Source organism: Pseudomonas sp. IAC-BECa141, assembly GCF_020544405.1.
Taxonomy (GTDB): Bacteria; Pseudomonadota; Gammaproteobacteria; order Pseudomonadales; family Pseudomonadaceae; genus Aquipseudomonas.
The window spans coordinates 3,526,682-3,546,339 of record NZ_CP065410.1; the positions used below are offsets into that span (position 1 = coordinate 3,526,682).

A 19,658-nucleotide genomic window follows, 5' to 3' on the forward strand; every position below is an offset into this window, starting at 1 on the left:
ACCCTGTGGGAGCTGGCAAACCAGCTCCCACAGGGTTAATCGTGAACTTCGCGACATAAAAAAGCCGCAACCCCAGGGTTGCGGCTTTTTCGTTTCAGGCTCGCCGATCAGTGAGCAAACAGGGAATTACCCTTCTGCCCCGCCAGCTTCTCCGGCTTGATCAGGAACTTCGCCAGTGCCGGCAGCAGCCACAGCGCACCGAACATGTTCCACAGCAGCATGAAGGTCAGCATCAGGCCCATGTCAGCCTGGAACTTGATCGCCGAGAAGATCCAGGTGCAGACGCCGATGGCCAGGCACAGACCGGTGAACAGCACCGCTTTACCGGTGGATTTCAAGGTCTGGTAATAGGCTTCCTGCAAAGGCAGGCCGGCACGCAGGAAGCTCTCCAGACGGCTGTAGATGTAAATGCCATAGTCCACGCCGATTCCCACACCCAGCGCCACCACCGGCAGTGTCGCTACCTTGACGCCGATGCCCATGAACGCCATCAGCGCGTTGCCCAGCACCGAGGTCAGCACCAGCGGCAGCACAATGCACAAGGTTGCCGCCCAGGAGCGGAAGGTGATCATGCACATGACCGCCACGCAGATGTACACCAGGATCAGGATGGTCAGCTCGGACTTCTTGATCACCTCGTTGGTGGCCGCTTCGATCCCGGCGTTACCGGCGGCGAGGATGAACTCCAGGCCTTCCTTGTTGTTTTCCTTGGCGAACTCCTGCACCGCATGCACCGCGCGATCCAGGGTTTCAGCCTTGTGATCGTTGAGGAACACCAGCACCGGCGCCAGCGAGCAACTGTTGTTGTACAGGCCGTCGGCCCGGGCGATGGAGTTGTTCAGCACGTCCGGGTTGCGCGACAGGGTTTCCCATTTCAGGTTGCCCTCGTTCATGCCCTTGATCATCTGCTTGGACACCGTCACCAGCGAGATCGCCGACTGCACGCCCTCGGTGTTCTGCATCTTCCACATCAGCTCGTCGATCGGCGCCATGGCTTCATAGCGCGAGCAGCCTTCGGACTTGGTCTTGACCATCACCACCAGCACGTCGGAACTGGTGGAGTAGTTGCTGATGATGAAGTTGTTGTCCTTGTTGTAGCGCGAATCCGGACGAAGCTCCGGCGCGCCCTGGTCGAGGTCGCCGATCTTCAGGTTCTGGCTGTACCAGAGACCGCCACCGAAGGCGACCAGCGCCAGGGCGATGGAAATCGGGGCGACTTTAGGGTTGGCGAAGTTCGACAGCAGGCGCCAGAACGGATGTTCGCGGTGCGCATCCTTCTTGCTCTTGGCAATGGCGCGCTTGCTGATGCCGACATAGGAAATCGCCACCGGCAGCAGGATCAGGTTGGTGAACACGATCACCGCCACACCGATGGACGCACCGATGGCCAGTTCGCGAATCACGCCGATGTCGATGATCAGCAGCGTAATGAAGCCGACCGCGTCCGCCAGAATCGCGATCATCCCCGGCAGGAACAGCTGACGGAAGGTCCGCCGTGCCGCCGTCAACGCGTTATCGGCCTCACCGGATTGCAGGGCGATACCGTTGATTTTCTGCACGCCGTGGGAAATGCCGATGGCGAAGATCAGGAACGGTACCAGCATCGAATACGGGTCGAGGCCGAATCCGAAGAAGTGCATCAACCCTAGTTGCCAGATCACCGCCACCAGCGTGGTGCTCAATACTGCCACGGTGCTGCGCAGGCAGTTGGTGAACCACAGCAGCAGGATCAGGGTGATGACGAAGGCGATGCCGAAGAACATCACCACCATCACCAGACCATCGATCAGGTCACCGACCTTCTTGGCGAAGCCGACGATGTGAATCTTGACGTTGGGGTTCTGCGCTTCGAACTTGTTGCGGATCTTGTCTTCGAGCTCATGGGAGAACTGGCGATAGTCCAGCGCCAGCAGCTTGCCCTGGTCCTGCGGGTCCGGGTAGGACTCCAGCAGCGGGATGTCGACGATGCTCGACTTGAAGTCGTTGGCCACCAGACGCCCGACCTGGCCGGACTTGAGCACGTTGTTGCGCAGCAGATCGAGGCTGTCCTGGGAGCCGTTGTAGCTTTGCGGGATCACTTCGCCGCCGGCAAAACCTTCCTCGGTCACTTCGGTCCAGCGCACGCTCGGGCTCCACAGCGACTTCAGACCTGAACGGTCGACGCCGGAGATGTAGAACACCTCGTCGTTGATCTGACGCAGGGTCTCCATGTACTCCTTGGAGAAGATGTCGCCATCCTTCGCTTCCACCGAAATGCGCACGGTGTTGCCCAGGTTCGCCAGATCGTTGCGATGCTCCATCATCTTTTCAATGAACGGATGCTTGAGCGGGATCATCTTTTCGAAACTGGTGGACGGGCGGATCAGCGTGGCCTGCCAGAACAGGAAAACGCTGACCAGCAGGCAGATCACGATCACTGCCGGGCGGTTGTTGAAGATCAGGCGCTCGAGAAACGTCGCCTTGTCCTGATGATGAGTGCTCAAGGAAGTCATAGCCCCGCCTTCTTATTATTGATTCGGCTCATTTGCCCAGCTCGGCGCCGTTCGCGGTTGTCACCCGAACGCCACCCTGCCCGCTCAGGATCAGATTGCCGTTGCCGGCGGCGGTGACCGACGACAGCGAGATGCGATCCGGACGGTTGAACACGCTGAAGGTTTCGCCGTTGTCACTGCTGCTGACCACCGAGCCGCCGTTGCCGACGATGATGATGGAGCCGTCGTCGAGCAATGTGGCGCCGGACAGGCCGAACTCCAGCGAACCGCGCGCGGCTTTCAGTTCAACCTGCTCCCAAGTGCTGCCGAAATCGGTGGACCGGTAAAGATTGCCGCGCAGACCGTAGGCCAGCAGGGTTTGCGGTTGCGCCGTGCCGATCACGCCGAACAGCGAACCTTCGTACGGGCCTTCGAGTTTTTCCCAGGTCTGGCCCCAGTCGGCGGAGCGGAACATGCTGCCCGACTCGCCGACGATGAACAGGCCGGCGTCTTTTACGGCGCCGATGGCGTTGAGGTGGAACTGGTCTTCGTTGTCGAGGCGATCGCTGACGTCTTCCCAGTGCTTGCCGCCGTCGGTGGTTTCCAGCAGCGCGCCGTAGGCACCCACGGCCAGGCCACTGTTGACGTCCTTGAACCAGACGTCGAGCAGCGGTGATTCGCGTTTGAGGTCTTCGAACTGTTTGGTCCAGGTCAGGCCGCCGTCTTCGCTGGCAAGGATCTGTGCGTCGTGGCCGACGGCCCACCCATGCTTGTCATCGACGAAATACACGGCGGTCAGCAACTGGCGGCTCGGCACTTTGGCCTGGGTCCAGGTCTTGCCCTGATCGTCGGAATAGAGAATGTGCCCGCGATCCCCGACCGCCACCAGCCGGGTTCCGGCGTGAACGACATCGAGCATCAGGCTTTTCGAGGCCTTGGCCGATTCGGTGGAATAGACCACGTCGGCTGGCGCTTCGGCCGCCAGGACAGGCGCCGACAAGGTGGCAAAGCCCAGCAGAGAGAGTGCTGTGGCCAGCAACGCGGTGTTGCGTAACGCCGGCGGGCGGCAACGACTCATAGACCTTCCCCTGTTTATTATTGTTGGTCATGGACCTTAAAGGGCGCCGCAAGGGTGCTCACGGTGACTGCCTGGTCACAAGCATAGTCCTGAAACCCGCCATCCAGAGCCCCTTCGGAAGCTGGCTCATCCTATCGGGCATTCGAAACGTCTGACAATCGGCGCAACGTTATCTTTTGTTAACCGAAAGGGACTACAGCAGCAGCTGAATGCGCGGGCATTCGTCCGACTGATGGCAGGGATTCTTGCGAGAGGGACTTGCACGATCGGTATTATGGTATACCATCAGACGCACAGACACTCTTTATCCCCTACGGAGCAGCTCATGAGTTTCGAAATTCGCAAGATCGTCAGCTATGTCGAAGAGACCTTCATCGAAGGCGGCAAGGCGTCCGACACCCCGGTGACCATGGTCGGCCTGGCCGTCGTGATGAAGAACCCGTGGGTCGGCAATGGCTTTGTCGAAGACCTCAAGCCGCAGATCCGCGCCAATTGCTCCGACCTCGGCGCGATGATGGTCGAGCGTCTGGTGGGCATCATCGGCGGTGCCGAGAAGATCGAGGCTTACGGCAAAGCGGCCGTGGTCGGCGCCGATGGTGAAATCGAGCACGCGTCGGCGGTGATCCACACCCTGCGCTTCGGCAATCACTACCGCGAAGCGGTCAAGGCCAAGAGTTACCTGAGCTTCACCAACAAGCGTGGCGGCCCGGGCACTTCGATCCAGATCCCGATGATGCACAAGGACGACGAAGGCCTGCGCTCGCACTACATCACTCTGGAAATGCAGATCGAAGACGCCCCGCGCGCCGACGAAATCGTCGTGGTGCTCGGTTGCGCCGACGGTGGTCGCCTGCACCCGCGCATCGGCAACCGTTACATCGATCTGGAAGAACTGGCCGCCGAAAAAGCCCAGTAATCACAATAAAAAAAGGCATTGCAGGAGCGCTCCATGATTCGGCTCACCGCTGAACTCACCCCGGCCGGCACCAGTTATCTGGCGACCGGCCAAGGCCAACCCGTGGTGTTGATCCACGGCGTGGGTCTGAATAAAGAAATGTGGGGCGGCCAGATCGTTGGCCTGGCCACGCAATACCGGGTGATCGCCTACGACATGCTCGGCCATGGTGCCAGCCCGCGACCGGCCAGCGGCACTGCCCTGCTCGGTTATGCCGATCAGTTGCTGGAGCTGCTCGACCACCTGCAATTGCCCGAGGCATCGGTGATCGGCTTTTCCATGGGCGGTCTGGTGGCGCGGGCGTTTGCCCTGCATTACCCCGAACGCCTGAAAAGCCTGGTGGTGCTCAATAGCGTATTCAACCGCAGCGAAGAGCAACGCGCCGGCGTCATCGCCCGTACCGCGCAAGCCGCCAAGCACGGGCCGGACGCGAATGCCGAAGCGGCGCTGTCGCGCTGGTTCAGCCGCGAATATCAGGCGGCCAACCCGGCGCAGATCGCCGCGATTCGCCAGACCCTCGCCGGCAATGATCCGCAAGGCTATCTGACGACCTACGAACTGTTCGCCACCCAGGACATGTACCGCGCCGACGACCTGGGCAGCATTCAGGCGCCGACGCTGATCGCCACCGGCGAACTGGATCCCGGATCGACCCCGGAAATGGCCGAGCAACTGGCCGCGCGCATTCCCGGCGCGAAGGTTGCCGTGCTGCCGGAGCAACGGCATATGATGCCGGTAGAGTCGCCACGGCTGGTGAACCAGACGCTGCTGGAATTTCTCGACACCGCACACGCCCGACAAAACCATATAAAGGGGATCGTTGCATGACGCTCGCACGCTTCCAGATGTGCATCGGCGGAGAATGGGTCGACGCCCTCTCCGGCAAGACTTTCGAAAGCCTCAACCCGGCGCTCGCCGAGCCCTGGGCCGAACTGCCCGACGCCGATGAGGCCGATGTCGAACGCGCCGTGCAAGCAGCACAGACCGCCTTCGACAGCCCGGCATGGCGTGATTTGACCGCCACCGCGCGCGGCAAACTGTTGCGCCGTCTCGGTGATCTGATCGCCGAGAACAAGGAACAACTGGCGCAGCTGGAAAGCCGCGACAACGGCAAGCTGATCCGCGAAACCCGGGGGCAGGTCGGTTATCTGCCGGAGTTCTTCCACTACACCGCCGGCCTTGCGGACAAGCTCGAGGGCGGCACCCTGCCGCTGGATAAGCCCGATCTGTTCGCCTACACCGTGCACGAAGCCATGGGCGTGGTTGCCGCGATCATTCCGTGGAACAGCCCGCTTTATCTGACCGCGATCAAACTGGCGCCGGCGCTGGCAGCGGGCAACACGATTGTGATCAAACCGTCCGAACATGCCTCGGCGACCATTCTGGAGCTGGCGCGCCTGGCCCTCGAAGCCGGGATTCCGCCGGGTGTGGTCAACGTCATCACCGGCTACGGCCCGAGCACCGGCGCCGCCCTCACCCGTCATCCGCTGATCCGCAAAATCGCCTTCACTGGCGGCGCGGCCACGGCCCGGCATGTGGTGCGCAGCAGCGCCGAGAACTTCGCCAAGCTGTCGCTGGAGCTGGGCGGCAAGTCGCCGAACATCATCTTCGCCGACGCCGATCTCGACAGCGCGATCAACGGCGCCATCGCCGGGATCTACGCCGCGTCCGGGCAGAGCTGCGTCTCCGGTTCGCGACTGCTGGTGCAGGATGAAATCTACGACGAATTCGTCAGCCGGCTGGCGGAGCGCGCCCAGCGCATCCGCATCGGCAACCCGCAGGACGACAGCAGCGAAATGGGCCCGATGGCCACCGCGCAGCAACTGGCCGTGGTGGAAGGTCTGGTGGCCGACGCCATCGCTGAAGGCGCGCGTCTGCGTCTGGGCGGCAAGCGTCCGAGTGGCGTGGGCGATGGCTGGTTCTACGAGCCGACGCTGTTCGAGTGCGACCGCAACTCGATGAAGATCATGCAGGAAGAAGTCTTCGGCCCGGTGGCCTCGGTGATCCGCTTCAAGGACGAAGCCGAAGCGCTGGCGATTGCCAACGACTCGCAGTTCGGCCTCGCCGCCGGTATCTGGACTCGCGATCTGGGCCGCGCCCACCGTCTGGCCCGGGACGTGCGCTCAGGAATCATCTGGGTCAATACCTACCGCGCGGTGTCGGCAATGGCACCGATCGGCGGCTTCAAGAACAGTGGCTATGGACGCGAAAGCGGCATCGATTCGGTGCTGGCCTACACCGAACTGAAAACGGTGTGGATCAACCTCTCCCAGGCACCGATGCCTGATCCGTTTGTGATGCGTTAGGAGTCCTGCGACATGATCGAACCCGGCATTTACAAAGACGTCATGAGCTCGTTTCCGTCCGGGGTCACGGTGGTCACCACCCTCGACCCGGACGGCGGCATCGTCGGCATCACCGCCAGCGCCTTCAGTGCGCTGTCGATTGATCCGGCGCTGGTGCTGTTCTGCCCCAACTACGCCTCCGATACCTACCCGGTGCTGCGCGACAGCAAGCGTTTTGCGATTCATTTGCTGTCCGCTGACCAGACGGCCGAGGCCTATGCTTTCGCCGGCAAAGGCAAGGACAAGGCCAACGGCATCGAGTGGCATTTGAGCGAGCTGGGTAACCCGATCCTCGCCAGGGCCACGGCGATCATCGAGTGCGAACTATGGCGCGAATACGATGGTGGCGACCACGCGATCATCGTCGGCGCGGTGAAGAACCTGATCCTGCCGGAGCAACCGGTGACGCCGATGATTTATCACAAGGGCAAGCTCGGCGCGTTGCCGACCTTGGCTTGAGAAAATAACGCGAAACCCTGTGGGAGCGAGCTTGCTCGCGAAGGCGTAGTGTCAGTCGAAATCAATGTTGCAGGTGCTGACGCTATCGCGAGCAAGCTCGCTCCCACAGGGAATGGTGGTGTGAGAGGTAATGATGAACAACGAGAAGTATGAAAAGGGCCTGAAGATCCGCACACAGGTGCTGGGCGAAGCCTATGTGCAGCGCTCGATCGAGAGCGCCGACGACTTCACCCGTCCGCTGCAGGAAATGGTCACCGAATACTGCTGGGGCCACGTCTGGGGACGCGACGGTCTGTCGCTCAAGGAGCGCAGCATGATCAACCTGGCGATGATCTCGGCGCTCAACCGCCCGCACGAACTGAAACTGCATGTGCGCGGCGCCTTGCGTAACGGCCTGAGTCGTGAGCAAATACGCGAAATTCTGCTTCAGGTCGGTATTTATTGCGGCGTCCCGGCAGCCGTGGACAGTTTCCGGCTCGCCCGTGAAGCCTTCGCCGAAGCCGACGCCGAGGCCTCCAGTTAACCCCTCGGCTGTTTGAATGCCCGTCTGGCATGGACAGCCAACTTAAAGAGCGGACCCCATGAAACGCCTGCCACTCGACGACAGCTTCAAGGTCAATCGCAACCCCGTCACCCTGCGCGAAATCGTGCTGGATAAACTGCGAAGCGCCATCATGAACTTCCAGCTGCTGCCGGGCGATCGCCTGGTGGAGCGCGATCTGTGCGATCGCCTGGGCGTGAGCCGTACGTCGGTGCGTGAAGCCTTGCGTCACCTGGAATCCGAAGGCCTGGTGGAATTCGCCGACGCCAAGGGCCCGCGCGTGGCGATCATCACCCTCGCCGATGCCGTCGACATTTATGAACTGCGTTGCGTGCTTGAAGGCCTGATCGTCCAGCTGTTCACCCTGCGTGCCAAGGCCAAGGACATCAAGGCCCTGGAAAAAGCCCTCGACGAGAACCGCAAGGCGCTCAAGGACGGCGAACTGCAACAGGTGATCGACTCGGTGCAGGGTTTCTACGACGTGCTGCTGGAAGGTTCGGGCAACCATGTGGCGGCCACCCAGTTGCGCCAGTTGCAGGCGCGCATCAGTTACCTGCGGGCGACGTCGGTATCCCAGGAAAACCGTCGCGGCGCCAGTAATCACGAAATGGAAAAAATGGTCGAGGCGATCAAGAGCGGTGACGCACTCGCAGCGCATCAGGCCTGCGTCGATCACGTTCGTGCGGCGGCGGCAGTGGCCCTCGATTACCTGAAGCGCAAACAGGAAGAAACCGGCGCCACACCGGCGATCACCCTGCCCATAGCGCTGAAAGAACCACGCATAGGTCACTGACATGTTCAGCCCGAGCTTTTGCCCGAAATGCGGTGGCACTGACCTCGGTCAGCAAGTACCGCCGGGCGATACGCACGAGCGCCTGATGTGCCGCGGCTGCGGCTACATCCACTATGTGAACCCGAAAATCATCGCCGGCTGCATCATCGAGCAGGACGGCAAATACCTCTTGTGCCAACGGGCGATTCCCCCGCGCCCCGGCACCTGGACCCTGCCCGCCGGTTTCATGGAAAGCGGCGAAACCACCGAACAGGCCGCCCTGCGCGAGGTCTGGGAAGAAAGCGGCGTACGTGCGGAAATCGTCTCGCCGTATTCGATCTTCAGCGTGCCGAAGATCAGCGAGGTCTACATCATCTTCCGCGCCCTCGCGCTGGAAATCACCGGCCAGTACGGCCCGGAAACCCTCGCCTGCAAATTCTTCGCCCCCGAAGACATTCCGTGGGACCAGATCTACTACCCGGCGATCCGGCAGATCCTCGAACGCTACATCGAGGAACGCCAGGCCGGGGTGTATGGCATGTACATGGGTAATGACGACAGCGGCAAGATTCATTTCATGCGTTGACAGTCACCTTCCTCCTTTTTCTGCTCGTTCCCACGTCGAGGCGTCGAACCGTCCGCGTGGGAATGCCTGTTCGGACGCTCCGCGTTCGGCGGTTCAGGGACGCGGAGCGTCCAGGGCTGCATTCCCACGCAGAGCGTGGGAACGATCAATACCGTGGAGTTCAGAGGTGGCCGATGCCTTCAACGATGACAATCTCCGCCCTAGCCCATTCCTCCCTGTAACTTTTCGCTTCCTGATACGCCGCCGAGCGATAACACGCCACGGCCTGTTCGTAGCTGTCGAATTCGATCACCACGCTGCGCTGCGGTGTCGTCCGCCCTTCCATCGCTTCGCTGCGCCCGCCTCTGGCCAGAAACTTCGCGCCGAACTCGGCGAACGCCTTCGGCGCGCGCTGGGTGTATTGGCTGTAGTGATCGGCATCGGTGATGTCCACGTGAGCAATCCAGTACGCCTTCATAGTGACCTCTTGGTTGATTTTGTATTATGGTATACCACGAATTTCATCCACATCGAGAGTCCAGCATGGCCTTCAACAGCATCGAAGAAATCATCGAAGATTATCGCCTCGGCAAAATGGTGCTGCTGGTCGATGACGAAGACCGGGAAAACGAAGGCGACCTGCTGCTGGCTGCTGATCGTTGTACGCCCGAGGCGATCAGTTTCATGGCCCGCGAAGCTCGAGGGCTGATTTGCCTGACTCTGACCGACGATCATTGTCAGCGCCTGGGACTTGAGCAAATGGTGCCGAGCAATGGCAGCGTGTTCAGTACCGCGTTCACGGTTTCCATCGAAGCGGCGGTGGGCGTGACTACCGGGATTTCCGCAGCCGACCGCGCCTGCACGGTGGCTGCTGCGGTGGCGCCGAACGCTCGCGCTGAAGACCTGGTGCAGCCCGGTCATATCTTCCCGCTGCGGGCCAAGGAAGGTGGCGTGCTGACCCGCGCCGGCCACACCGAGGCCGGTTGTGATCTGGCGCGGCTCGCCGGGTTCACGCCAGCCTCGGTGATTGTCGAAGTGATGAACGACGATGGCACCATGGCCCGCCGTCCGGATCTGGAAGTCTTCGCGCGCAAGCACGGGATCAAGATCGGCACCATCGCCGACCTGATCCACTATCGCCTGAGCACCGAACACACCATCGAGCGCATCGGCGAGCGGGAACTGCCTACGGTGCATGGCACGTTCCGTTTGATCACTTTCGAAGATCGTATCGAGGGCGGCGTGCACATGGCGATGGTCATGGGCGAGCTGCGCCGCGAGGAGCCGACGCTGGTGCGCGTGCATGTCATTGATCCGCTGCGGGATCTGGTCGGCGCCGAGTACAGCGGGCCGACGAACTGGACATTGTGGGCGGCGCTGCAACGGGTCGCGGCCGAAGGCCATGGCGTGGTCGTGGTGCTGGCCAATCATGAGTCGTCGCAGGCGTTGCTGGAGCGCATTCCGCAATTGACTCAACCGCCACGGCAGTTCAGTCGTTCGCAATCGCGAATCTATTCCGAGGTGGGCACCGGGGCGCAGATTCTGCAGAACCTGGGCGTCGGCAAGCTGCGCCACCTGGGCCCGCCGCTCAAATATGCCGGTTTGACCGGCTACGATCTGGAAGTGATCGAGAGCATTCCGTTCACCGAATAATTCCGTTTGCCAGATAGCCGGTAAGGCAAAGTGCTTGCACAAAGTTTGGAATACCATAATATGATATTCCATAGACCGGACGACCTGAAAAACCGTCCAGCTACTGCTCCCGACAGGCGGGCAACAACGCAAGCCCGCTCAAAAACACAACAATGAGGGCGTAAAAATGGTGTTGAACAAAGCTGCAACCGCGATCTTTCTTGCGGGACTGCTGAGCGTGACCGGCCAGGCCGCGATGGCCGCCGAGAGTGTGAACTTTGTCAGTTGGGGCGGTAGCACCCAGGATGCGCAGAAACAGGCCTGGGCCGATCCGTTCAGCAAGGCCAGCGGCATCACCGTCGTGCAGGACGGCCCGACCGACTACGGCAAACTCAAGGCCATGGTCGAAAGCGGCAACGTGCAATGGGATGTGGTCGACGTAGAAGCCGATTTTGCGCTGCGTGCTGCGTCCGAAGGCCTGCTCGAGCCCCTCGATTTCAAACAGATCCAGCGCGACAAGATCGACCCGCGTTTCGTCAGCGACTACGGCGTCGGCTCGTTCTTCTTCTCCTTCGTCCTCGGCTATAACGAGGGCAAACTCGGCGCCAACAAGCCACAGGACTGGAGCGCGCTGTTCGACACCAAGACTTTCCCCGGCAAACGCGCCCTGTACAAATGGCCGAGCCCAGGCGTGCTTGAACTGGCTCTGCTCGCCGACGGCGTGCCGGCCGACAAGCTCTACCCGCTGGACCTGGATCGCGCCTTCAAGAAACTCGACACCATCAAGAAAGACATCGTCTGGTGGGGCGGCGGCGCGCAGTCGCAGCAACTGCTGGCTTCCGGTGAAGCGAGCATGGGCCAGTTCTGGAACGGCCGGATTCACGCTCTGCAAGAAGATGGCGCACCGGTCGGCGTGAGCTGGAAACAGAACCTGGTCATGGCCGACATTCTGGTCGTGCCAAAGGGTTCGAAAAACAAGGACGCGGCGATGAAGTTCCTGGCCAGCGCCAGCAGTGCCAAAGGCCAGGCGGACTTCTCCAACCTGACCGCCTACGCCCCGGTCAACGTCGACAGTGTGCAGCGTCTGGACTCGACGCTGGCCCCGAACCTGCCGACTGCCTACGCTAAGGATCAGATCACTCTTGATTTCGCGTACTGGGCCAAGAACGGTCCGGCCATCGCGACACGGTGGAACGAATGGCTGGTCAAATGAAAATGGCGGCCACCGCGTCCCGTCCCTCCACTGCCACCGGGAGCGCCACGAGCGCTGCCGGCCAGGCTGAAGGCAAAAAGGCGAGTGCCATGGCGCAAGCCCCGTCCCTCAAGCAACGCTGGCGCGGCGCCGGTAACCTCGCGCCGGCGCTGTTGTTCCTCGGTCTGTTCTTTCTCGCCCCGCTGATTGGCTTGTTGCTGCGCGGCGTGCTGGAACCGGTGCCGGGCCTTGGCAACTATGAGCAACTGTTTGCCAACTCGGCTTACGCACGAGTGCTGTTCAACACCTTTTCGGTGGCCGGACTGGTGACGGTGTTCAGCCTGCTACTTGGATTCCCGCTGGCCTGGGCAATCACTCTGGTGCCGCGCGGCTGGGGCCGCTGGATTCTCAACATCGTGCTGCTGTCGATGTGGACCAGCCTCCTCGCCCGCACTTATTCGTGGCTTGTGTTGCTGCAGGCTTCTGGCGTGATCAACAAGGCGCTGATGGCGCTGGGCATCATCGATCAGCCGCTGGAAATGGTGCACAACCTGACCGGCGTGGTGATCGGCATGAGCTACATCATGATCCCGTTCATCGTGCTGCCGTTGCAGGCGACCATGCAGGCCATCGACCCGATGATCCTGCAGGCCGGCTCGATCTGCGGCGCCAGTCCATGGACCAACTTCTTCCGGGTGTTCCTGCCGCTGTGCCGGCCGGGCCTGGCGTCCGGCGGGTTGATGGTGTTCGTGATGTCGCTCGGTTACTACGTCACCCCGGCGTTGCTGGGCGGGGCGCAGAACATGATGTTGCCGGAGTTCATCATTCAGCAGGTGCAGTCGTTCCTCAACTGGGGCCTGGCCAGCGCCGGCGCCGCGTTGCTGATCGTCATCACGCTGGTGCTGTTTTACGTCTACCTGAAGCTGCAGCCGGAATCCCCGGTTGGCGCCAGTCACGCGAGGTAAACCGACATGCTCCTGACGCCCAATGCCATGAGTCGCCGGATGCGCTTCGGCCTGTATTTCACCACCGGGCTGATCGGCCTGTTCCTGCTGTTGCCGATCGTGTTCATCGTCCTGCTGTCGTTCGGTTCGTCGCAGTGGCTGGTGTTCCCGCCGCCGGGCTGGACGCTGAAATGGTACGTGCAGTTCTTCTCCAATGCGGACTGGATGAGCGCAGCGCTGGCCAGCCTCAAGGTCGCCGTGCTGACCACGATCTGCGCCGTCGCCCTCGGTTTGCCGACTGCCTTTGCGCTGGTCCGTGGACGCTTCCCCGGCCGGGAAATGCTCTACGGCCTGTTCACCCTGCCGATGATCGTGCCGCTGGTGATCATCGCCGTGGCGGTGTACGCGCTGTTCCTCAAGCTCGGCTACACCGGGACGATGTTCGCCTTCGTCGTCAGCCATGTGATCGTCGCGCTGCCGTTCACCATCATCTCGATCATCAACTCGCTGAAGCTGTTCGATCAGTCGATTGAAGACGCGGCGGTAATCTGCGGCGCGTCACGCCTGCAAGCGGTGTTCAAGGTGACTTTCCCGGCGATTCGTCCGGGCATGGTCGCCGGCGCCCTCTTTGCCTTCCTGGTTTCGTGGGACGAGGTGGTGCTCAGCGTGATGATGGCCAGCCCGACCCTGCAAACCCTTCCCGTGAAAATGTGGACCACCCTGCGCCAGGACCTGACGCCCGTGATCGCCGTCGCCTCGACGCTGCTGATCGGCCTGTCGGTATTGGTCATGGTGATCGCCGCCGCTTTGCGCCGGCGCAACGAAATCAGCGCCTGAGCGCCAGGAGTACAACATGAGTGCCGTGATCAAAGACGCATCCCAGCAGAACGACAAACCCCTGGTCAGCCTGCGCAACCTGAACAAGCACTACGGCGATTTTGCGGCCGTGGACAACATCTCGCTGGACATCAGGGACGGCGAGTTCCTGACCTTCCTCGGCTCCAGCGGCTCGGGCAAAAGCACCACGCTGTCGATGCTCGCCGGCTTCGAAACCCCGAGCAGCGGCGAGATCCTGGTCAACGGCCAGTCGCTGGTGAACGTGCCGCCGCACAAGCGCGACATCGGCATGGTGTTCCAGCGCTATTCGCTGTTCCCGCATCTGTCGGTACGCGACAACATCGCGTTTCCTCTCACGATCCGCAAACTCGCGGCTGCCGAGCGTGACAAGCGCGTCGATGCGATGTTGAAACTGGTACAACTGGAACAATTCGCCCATCGCCGCCCTTCGCAACTGTCCGGCGGCCAGCAGCAGCGGGTCGCCATTGCACGGGCGCTGGTTTACGAGCCACGTATTCTGTTGATGGACGAACCGCTCGGTGCGCTGGACAAGAAGCTGCGTGAAGACTTGCAGGATGAACTGCGTCAGTTGCACCGTCGCCTCGGCATCACCATCGTTTACGTGACCCATGACCAGGAAGAAGCCATGCGCCTGTCCCAGCGCATCGCAATTTTCAGTCACGGCAAGATTGTCGGGCTCGGCAGCGGTTATGACCTTTATCAGAACCCGCCGAATGCGTTTGTGGCGTCGTTTCTGGGCAACTCGAACTTTCTCAAGCTCAAGGCGCAGGGTAATGCGGCGGCGAGTTTCGAGGGGCAGTCGCTTTCGATTCGCCTGACGGCCGGATTGCAGACCGGGCAGGATGTTTTGCTGATGGTGCGCCCGGAAAAGGCGTTGGCGTTGAGCGTGCAGCAAGCGAATGACGAGCCACTGGCGGCGGGTTGGAATGAGGTTTCGGCGAAGGTGGTCGAGGTGTTGTTTCTGGGTGAAAGTCAGACTTGCAGCGTGGTCACATCGGGTGGCACTTCCATGACGGTCAAGGCGCTATCGGCAGCCGGGATGCCGTTGAAGGCTGGCGATCCGGTGCGGGTTCGCTGGGCGACGGCGGATGCATGTGTCTACACCGACTGGGCCGAAAGCGACCTCAACAAGGCCGCCGGATCCCACTAAGGTCTTCAGAAAACAACGCAATCCTGTGGGAGCGGCGGTGCGACGATTCGACTTGCCCGCGAATAGGCCGGCACATTCAACATCAATACTGAATATGCTGACGCCTTCGCGAGCAAGCTCGCTCCCACAAGTCTTGCACCAGTCAGTTAATTGGCGGGTACCCTTCGATCTGATCGGGCCAGGCTGTCAACACCTCAAACCCGTCTTCCGTCACCGCCACCATGTGCTCCCACTGCGCCGACAACGACTGATCCTTCGTCACCACTGTCCAGCCATCCGCCAGGCTCTTCACATGCCGCTTGCCGGCATTGAGCATCGGCTCGATGGTGAAAATCATCCCCGCCTTCAATTTCAGCCCCTGCTCCGGGTAACCGTAATGCAGCACCTGCGGTTCATCGTGATAAACCTTGCCGATCCCGTGCCCGCAATATTCGCGCACCACGCTGAACCCTTCTTTCTCCGCCAGCGTCTGGATCGCATGACCGATGTCACCCAACGTGGCGCCCGGCCGCACGACGCGGATGCCCGCGCACATGGCGTCGTAAGTGGTCTTGATCAGATGCCGCGCCTCGGGCGTCGGCTCACCGACCACGTACATGCGGCTGGTGTCGCCAAACCAACCGTCCTTGATCACCGCGATGTCGAGATTGACGATGTCGCCGTCCTTCAACACGCGCTTCGACGGAATGCCGTGGCAGACCACTTCGTTGACTGACGCGCAGACGGTTTTCGGAAAGCCGTGATAACCGACGTTGGCCGGAATCGCCTTCTGCACATTGACGATGTAGTCGTTGCACAACTGGTCGAGCTGATCGGTGGTGACGCCAGCCTTGACGTGCGGCACCAGCATCGCCAGTACGTCAGCAGCCAACTGCGCAGCCACTCGGGATTGGGCGATTTCGGCCTGGGTGTTGATCTTGATCGGGTTTCTCATGCCTTGGCCGCCTCTTTGACCGAGGCGTTCTGCGCGGCATCGGCCAATGCGCAGACTTGCTGCAGATCCAGACCGCCCGACTGTTCGGCGCGAATCAGCAACCGGCAAATGGCATGGTGATCCAGGTCGGGATACAGCTCGGCGAGCATGCCGATGCGCATCCAGTGTTCAGCCTGCGCGTTGATCGAACGGCTGAGTGCGTTGCTGGAGATGCGCAGATTCTCGTGCATGTCCTCTGAAATCTTTACGATGCCCATGGCAATATCCGATACGAATTGTATATGGATCGTATATTAATCGTGTATCGACCGGGATTGCAAACGTTGGTGTCCGGTCGCGCGCGGTGGTCACCGGCCTGTTGCGCTTGTCTCTGCGTTTGTTGAACGCTGAAGACGCCCTTTCAATACTCGATGACGCCTGCGTATAAACCCTGCAAGTCACTTCCTTCCCCTCGCTGATTTCGTTCTATCGTTAGATCGAAATGGCAGCATTTACGGCCGTTTAAAGGTTGCGACAGCTCAAGTCTGGGCCTATGTTGCACGCGAGCTTTTTCCCCGCGAATGGAACGCGATCAACACCACAAAGAGGTGAAGAGATGTCAAAGGATTCACGCCCTGCCGTACTTGGGCTGATCGGCAATACGCCGCTGGTAAAAGTCACCCGCTTCGATACCGGTCCCTGCACCCTGTTTCTCAAACTCGAATCACAGAACCCCGGCGGCTCGATCAAGGACCGCATCGGCCTGGCCATGATCGACGCCGCTGAACGCGACGGTCGCCTGCAACCCGGCGGCACGATTGTCGAGGCCACCGCCGGTAACACCGGTCTGGGCCTGGCCCTGGTCGGACGCGCCAAAGGCTACCGCGTCGTGCTGGTGGTGCCGGACAAAATGTCCACCGAAAAAGTCCTGCACCTCAAGGCCATGGGCGCCGAAGTGCACATCACCCGCTCCGATGTCGGCAAAGGCCATCCCGAGTATTACCAGGATGTCGCCGCGCGTCTGGCCAAAGACATTCCCGGCGCCTTCTTCGCCGACCAGTTCAACAACCCCGCCAACCCGCTGGCCCACGAGTGCAGCACCGGGCCGGAAATCTGGGCCCAGACCGAGCATGACCTGGACGCCGTCGTGGTCGGTGTCGGTTCGGCCGGCACGCTGACCGGCCTGACCCGTTTCTTCAAACGCGTACAACCTGATCTGGAAATGGTCCTGGCCGACCCGGTCGGTTCGGTGATGGCCGAATACAGCCGCAGCAAGCACTTGGGCACCGCCGGATCCTGGGCGGTGGAAGGCATCGGCGAGGACTTCATTCCGTCGATCACCGATCTGTCGAGCGTGCGCAGCGCCTACTCGATCAGCGACGAAGAAAGCTTCGATCACGCGCGTCAGCTGTTGAAAGCCGAAGGCATTCTCGGCGGCTCGTCCACCGGCACCCTGCTCGCCGCCGCGCTGCGCTACTGCCGCGAACAGACCGAGCCGAAACGCGTGGTCAGCTTCGTTTGCGACACCGGCACCCGCTACCTGTCGAAGGTCTACAACGACCAGTGGATGACCGATCAGGGCCTGTTGCAGCGCAAACGCTACGGCGACCTGCGCGACCTGATTGCCCGTCGCTTCGAAGACGGCAAGGTCGTCAGCGTCGGACCGGACGATACGCTGATGACCGCGTTCCAGCGCATGCGCCTGGCAGACGTTTCGCAACTGCCGGTGTTGGTAGATGGCAAGCAACTGGTCGGCGTGATCGATGAATCGGACATTCTGGTGCGCGTGCACGAAGACGCCTCGCTCTTCAGCAAACCCGTTTCCAGCGCGATGACGGACAAGTTGCAAACCCTCGCCCCCGGCGCCACGCTGGCTGAACTGGAAACCGTGCTCAGCAGCGGCCTGGTGGCCATCATCGCCGACGCTTCAGGCTTCCACGGCCTGATCACTCGCGTCGACATGCTCAATCAATTACGGAGATCCCTGGCATGAGCCAGCACGACAAGAACGCCCGTCAACAAGGCTTCGCCACCCGCGTGATCCACGCCGGGCAAACGCCGGACCCGACCACTGGCGCGCTGATGCCGCCGATCTACGCCAACTCCACCTACCTGCAAGACAGCCCCGGCGTGCACAAGGGTTTCGACTACGGCCGCTCGCACAACCCGACGCGTTTTGCTCTGGAGCGTTGCGTGGCGGATCTGGAGGGTGGCACCCAGGCGTTTGCCTTCGCTTCCGGGCTGGCGACGATTTCCACCGTACTCGAACTGATCGACGCCGGCTCGCACATCGTCTCCGGCAATGACCTGTATGGCGGCACGTTCCGCCTGTTCGACAAGGTGCGCCAGCGCAGTGCGGGGCATCGTTTCAGCTACGTCGATCTGGCCGATCTGTCGGCGTTCGAAGCCTCGCTGCAGGACGACACGCGCATGGTCATGGTCGAGACCCCGACCAACCCGCTGCTGAGCCTGTCCGACCTCGCCGCCATCGCGCGCATCTGCAAGGCGCGCGGGATCATCTGCGTGGCCGACAACACCTTCGCCAGTCCATGGATCCAGCGTCCGCTGGAACTGGGTTTCGACATCGTGCTGCACTCGACCACCAAATACCTGAACGGTCACTCCGATGTGATCGGCGGGATCGCGGTGGTCGGTGACAATCCTGCGCTGGCCGAACGCCTGGGCTTCCTGCAGAACGCCGTTGGCGCCATCTCCGGCCCGTTCGACGCGTTCCTGACTCTGCGCGGCGTGAAGACCCTGGCACTGCGTATGGAGCGTCATTGCAGCAACGCACTGGAACTGGCGCGCTGGCTGGAGCAACAGCCGCAGGTCAAACGCGTCTACTACCCGGGCCTGGAATCTCACCCGCAGCATGAACTGGCCAAGCGTCAGATGCGTGGTTTCGGCGGAATGATTTCACTGGATCTGAACAGTGATCTGGCGGGCGCCCGGCGCTTCCTGGAGAACGTGCAGATCTTTGCGTTGGCCGAAAGCCTTGGCGGCGTGGAAAGCCTGATTGAGCACCCGGCGATCATGACTCACGCGACCATCCCCGCAGAAACCCGTGCCAAGCTTGGCATCGGTGACAGCCTGGTGCGTCTGTCGGTGGGCGTCGAGGATATCGAGGACCTGCGTGCGGATCTGGCGCAGGCGCTGACCAGCATCTAAAGCCCGAAAACGTCAAAGCCCGCACGAGGCGGGCTTTGGTGTTCGAGTAGGCGGCCAGTGCTGGTCTCTGGCTTACGAGGTTTCTCAGGACTCCCACAGTACAGGCAATGTGCTCTGCTGCTTCACACGGCATAAGGGCTGGAACCCAGCGCGGGGTTCTTTCTAACCGTGTACCCTTCGGAACGCGCCCAACGCTTCCTCGCTATCCGCTTGCGCATCAGTCTGCGTCTTCGCCTACATGCTTGAGCCTAGCAAACACGCTGCATTGCGCTACGCGGTTTTTAGACTGATTGTTTTCTAGCGCTGCCCTGCAAGGAAGTTAACCGACTATCGCTTTCACGGCCCGTAAGCCTGCCTCCCGCCAAGGGCGAACTATACTTTTCAGCTGGCTGTCCAGATTTCCTGTAAACCATCGACACCCGTGCACCCTGCGGTGCCCTGTGCCACTCACCAATCTGGTTGACCCCGGGCCGACGAGCCTTCCGTCAATGATCAAAGATCGAATGACGGATAAAGCTCGGTTGCTGTGTGGCTGATGGGGCGTGGAGAAAATCATGAAGCACACGCTTTGGCCGGGCCTCGTCCTGGCAGTTGCGGCAACGGTGGCAGTGCCCA

Annotated in this window: 19 protein-coding genes; 14 read left to right on the plus strand and 5 right to left on the minus strand. The window is 61.3% G+C overall.

All coding sequences use genetic code 11. The features are described from left to right. Positions 1–107 precede the first annotated feature (107 nt). A complete protein-coding gene (locus I5961_RS15935) occupies positions 108–2,492 on the minus strand; it encodes an efflux RND transporter permease subunit (RefSeq protein WP_227232812.1) in 2,385 nt (794 codons plus the stop codon). Positions 2,493–2,520: 28 nt separating this feature from the next. Beyond that, positions 2,521–3,549 (minus strand): WD40/YVTN/BNR-like repeat-containing protein, encoded by a 1,029-nt coding sequence (locus I5961_RS15940; RefSeq protein ID WP_085698312.1) that lies wholly within the window; start codon positions 3,547–3,549, stop codon positions 2,521–2,523. A gap of 325 nt (positions 3,550–3,874) precedes the next feature. Here I5961_RS15940 and I5961_RS15945 point away from each other — a divergent pair, with 325 nt between their 5' ends. From I5961_RS15945 to I5961_RS15975, 7 genes are all read left to right on the plus strand, one after another. After that, positions 3,875–4,465, plus strand: a complete 591-nt coding sequence (locus I5961_RS15945) for an amino acid synthesis family protein (RefSeq protein WP_007957412.1) — start codon at positions 3,875–3,877, stop codon at positions 4,463–4,465. Between the two features lie 33 nt (positions 4,466–4,498). Further along, positions 4,499–5,332, plus strand: a complete 834-nt coding sequence (locus I5961_RS15950; protein WP_085698311.1) for an alpha/beta fold hydrolase — start codon at positions 4,499–4,501, stop codon at positions 5,330–5,332. Next, positions 5,329–6,810: an aldehyde dehydrogenase gene (locus I5961_RS15955; RefSeq protein WP_085698310.1), complete on the plus strand. Its 1,482-nt coding sequence runs from the start codon at positions 5,329–5,331 to the stop codon at positions 6,808–6,810. Before I5961_RS15950 ends, I5961_RS15955 begins: the two co-directional genes overlap by 4 nt. Before the next feature lie 12 nt (positions 6,811–6,822). Further along, positions 6,823–7,308: a flavin reductase family protein gene (locus I5961_RS15960; RefSeq protein WP_227232813.1), complete on the plus strand. Its 486-nt coding sequence runs from the start codon at positions 6,823–6,825 to the stop codon at positions 7,306–7,308. A 133-nt stretch (positions 7,309–7,441) separates the two neighbouring features. Beyond that, complete coding sequence (locus I5961_RS15965; RefSeq protein ID WP_085703660.1) at positions 7,442–7,831, plus strand: carboxymuconolactone decarboxylase family protein; 390 nt, start codon at positions 7,442–7,444, stop codon at positions 7,829–7,831. Between the two features lie 58 nt (positions 7,832–7,889). Then, entirely contained in the window at positions 7,890–8,642 is a 753-nt protein-coding gene (locus tag I5961_RS15970; protein ID WP_085690311.1) for a GntR family transcriptional regulator, read from the plus strand. Position 8,643: 1 nt separating this feature from the next. Continuing rightward, entirely contained in the window at positions 8,644–9,207 is a 564-nt protein-coding gene (locus I5961_RS15975) for an NUDIX hydrolase (protein WP_085698309.1), read from the plus strand. A gap of 160 nt (positions 9,208–9,367) precedes the next feature. Here I5961_RS15975 and I5961_RS15980 read toward each other — a convergent pair whose 3' ends face one another. Then, the gene (locus I5961_RS15980; RefSeq protein WP_227232814.1) at positions 9,368–9,664 is read right to left on the minus strand and encodes a DUF1330 domain-containing protein; all 297 of its coding nucleotides are present in this window, start codon (positions 9,662–9,664) and stop codon (positions 9,368–9,370) included. A 65-nt stretch (positions 9,665–9,729) separates the two neighbouring features. Here I5961_RS15980 and ribBA point away from each other — a divergent pair, with 65 nt between their 5' ends. From ribBA to I5961_RS16005, 5 genes are all read left to right on the plus strand, one after another. After that, positions 9,730–10,839 carry a bifunctional 3,4-dihydroxy-2-butanone-4-phosphate synthase/GTP cyclohydrolase II gene (ribBA, locus tag I5961_RS15985; RefSeq protein ID WP_227232815.1) on the plus strand — a complete coding sequence of 370 codons (1,110 nt, stop codon included), beginning with the start codon at positions 9,730–9,732 and terminating at the stop codon, positions 10,837–10,839. A gap of 166 nt (positions 10,840–11,005) precedes the next feature. After that, positions 11,006–12,031 (plus strand): ABC transporter substrate-binding protein, encoded by a 1,026-nt coding sequence (locus tag I5961_RS15990; protein WP_085703580.1) that lies wholly within the window; start codon positions 11,006–11,008, stop codon positions 12,029–12,031. Then, positions 12,028–12,975 carry an ABC transporter permease gene (locus tag I5961_RS15995; protein ID WP_227235608.1) on the plus strand — a complete coding sequence of 316 codons (948 nt, stop codon included), beginning with the start codon at positions 12,028–12,030 and terminating at the stop codon, positions 12,973–12,975. Before I5961_RS15990 ends, I5961_RS15995 begins: the two co-directional genes overlap by 4 nt. Positions 12,976–12,981: 6 nt before the next feature. Next, the gene (locus I5961_RS16000) at positions 12,982–13,791 is read left to right on the plus strand and encodes an ABC transporter permease (protein ID WP_007957396.1); all 810 of its coding nucleotides are present in this window, start codon (positions 12,982–12,984) and stop codon (positions 13,789–13,791) included. 16 nt (positions 13,792–13,807) lie between these two features. Continuing rightward, positions 13,808–14,962, plus strand: coding sequence for an ABC transporter ATP-binding protein (locus I5961_RS16005; RefSeq protein WP_227232816.1), 1,155 nt, complete (start codon positions 13,808–13,810; stop codon positions 14,960–14,962). Between the two features lie 142 nt (positions 14,963–15,104). On the opposite strand, the gene map is transcribed toward I5961_RS16005, so the two are convergent. Further along, the gene (gene map, locus I5961_RS16010) at positions 15,105–15,896 is read right to left on the minus strand and encodes a type I methionyl aminopeptidase (protein ID WP_227232817.1); all 792 of its coding nucleotides are present in this window, start codon (positions 15,894–15,896) and stop codon (positions 15,105–15,107) included. Next, positions 15,893–16,153 carry a ParD-like family protein gene (locus tag I5961_RS16015; RefSeq protein WP_011334623.1) on the minus strand — a complete coding sequence of 87 codons (261 nt, stop codon included), beginning with the start codon at positions 16,151–16,153 and terminating at the stop codon, positions 15,893–15,895. Before I5961_RS16015 ends, map begins: the two co-directional genes overlap by 4 nt. A gap of 338 nt (positions 16,154–16,491) precedes the next feature. Here I5961_RS16015 and I5961_RS16020 point away from each other — a divergent pair, with 338 nt between their 5' ends. Together I5961_RS16020 and I5961_RS16025 are read left to right on the plus strand one after the other, a co-directional pair. Continuing rightward, positions 16,492–17,868 carry a pyridoxal-phosphate dependent enzyme gene (locus I5961_RS16020; protein ID WP_085698302.1) on the plus strand — a complete coding sequence of 459 codons (1,377 nt, stop codon included), beginning with the start codon at positions 16,492–16,494 and terminating at the stop codon, positions 17,866–17,868. Further along, positions 17,865–19,043, plus strand: a complete 1,179-nt coding sequence (locus I5961_RS16025; protein ID WP_085698301.1) for a cystathionine gamma-synthase — start codon at positions 17,865–17,867, stop codon at positions 19,041–19,043. The genes I5961_RS16020 and I5961_RS16025 overlap by 4 nt, the downstream gene beginning before the upstream one ends. Positions 19,044–19,658 lie beyond the last annotated feature (615 nt).

What these genes read in the sequence shown, in the direction of transcription:
- I5961_RS15990 (WP_085703580.1), top strand. Translation starts at nt 11,006, where the DNA reads ATGGTGTTGAACAAAGCTGCAACCGCGATCTTTCTTGCGGGACTGCTG.
- I5961_RS16000 (WP_007957396.1), top strand. Translation starts at nt 12,982, where the DNA reads ATGCTCCTGACGCCCAATGCCATGAGTCGCCGGATGCGCTTCGGCCTG.
- I5961_RS15935 (WP_227232812.1), bottom strand. Translation starts at nt 2,492, where the DNA reads ATGACTTCCTTGAGCACTCATCATCAGGACAAGGCGACGTTTCTCGAG.
- I5961_RS15975 (WP_085698309.1), top strand. Translation starts at nt 8,644, where the DNA reads ATGTTCAGCCCGAGCTTTTGCCCGAAATGCGGTGGCACTGACCTCGGT.
- I5961_RS15950 (WP_085698311.1), top strand. Translation starts at nt 4,499, where the DNA reads ATGATTCGGCTCACCGCTGAACTCACCCCGGCCGGCACCAGTTATCTG.
- I5961_RS15940 (WP_085698312.1), bottom strand. Translation starts at nt 3,549, where the DNA reads ATGAGTCGTTGCCGCCCGCCGGCGTTACGCAACACCGCGTTGCTGGCC.
- I5961_RS15970 (WP_085690311.1), top strand. Translation starts at nt 7,890, where the DNA reads ATGAAACGCCTGCCACTCGACGACAGCTTCAAGGTCAATCGCAACCCC.
- I5961_RS15980 (WP_227232814.1), bottom strand. Translation starts at nt 9,664, where the DNA reads ATGAAGGCGTACTGGATTGCTCACGTGGACATCACCGATGCCGATCAC.
- I5961_RS16020 (WP_085698302.1), top strand. Translation starts at nt 16,492, where the DNA reads ATGTCAAAGGATTCACGCCCTGCCGTACTTGGGCTGATCGGCAATACG.
- map (WP_227232817.1), bottom strand. Translation starts at nt 15,896, where the DNA reads ATGAGAAACCCGATCAAGATCAACACCCAGGCCGAAATCGCCCAATCC.
- I5961_RS16015 (WP_011334623.1), bottom strand. Translation starts at nt 16,153, where the DNA reads ATGGGCATCGTAAAGATTTCAGAGGACATGCACGAGAATCTGCGCATC.
- I5961_RS16005 (WP_227232816.1), top strand. Translation starts at nt 13,808, where the DNA reads ATGAGTGCCGTGATCAAAGACGCATCCCAGCAGAACGACAAACCCCTG.
- I5961_RS15960 (WP_227232813.1), top strand. Translation starts at nt 6,823, where the DNA reads ATGATCGAACCCGGCATTTACAAAGACGTCATGAGCTCGTTTCCGTCC.
- ribBA (WP_227232815.1), top strand. Translation starts at nt 9,730, where the DNA reads ATGGCCTTCAACAGCATCGAAGAAATCATCGAAGATTATCGCCTCGGC.
- I5961_RS15945 (WP_007957412.1), top strand. Translation starts at nt 3,875, where the DNA reads ATGAGTTTCGAAATTCGCAAGATCGTCAGCTATGTCGAAGAGACCTTC.
- I5961_RS15955 (WP_085698310.1), top strand. Translation starts at nt 5,329, where the DNA reads ATGACGCTCGCACGCTTCCAGATGTGCATCGGCGGAGAATGGGTCGAC.
- I5961_RS15965 (WP_085703660.1), top strand. Translation starts at nt 7,442, where the DNA reads ATGAACAACGAGAAGTATGAAAAGGGCCTGAAGATCCGCACACAGGTG.
- I5961_RS16025 (WP_085698301.1), top strand. Translation starts at nt 17,865, where the DNA reads ATGAGCCAGCACGACAAGAACGCCCGTCAACAAGGCTTCGCCACCCGC.
- I5961_RS15995 (WP_227235608.1), top strand. Translation starts at nt 12,028, where the DNA reads ATGAAAATGGCGGCCACCGCGTCCCGTCCCTCCACTGCCACCGGGAGC.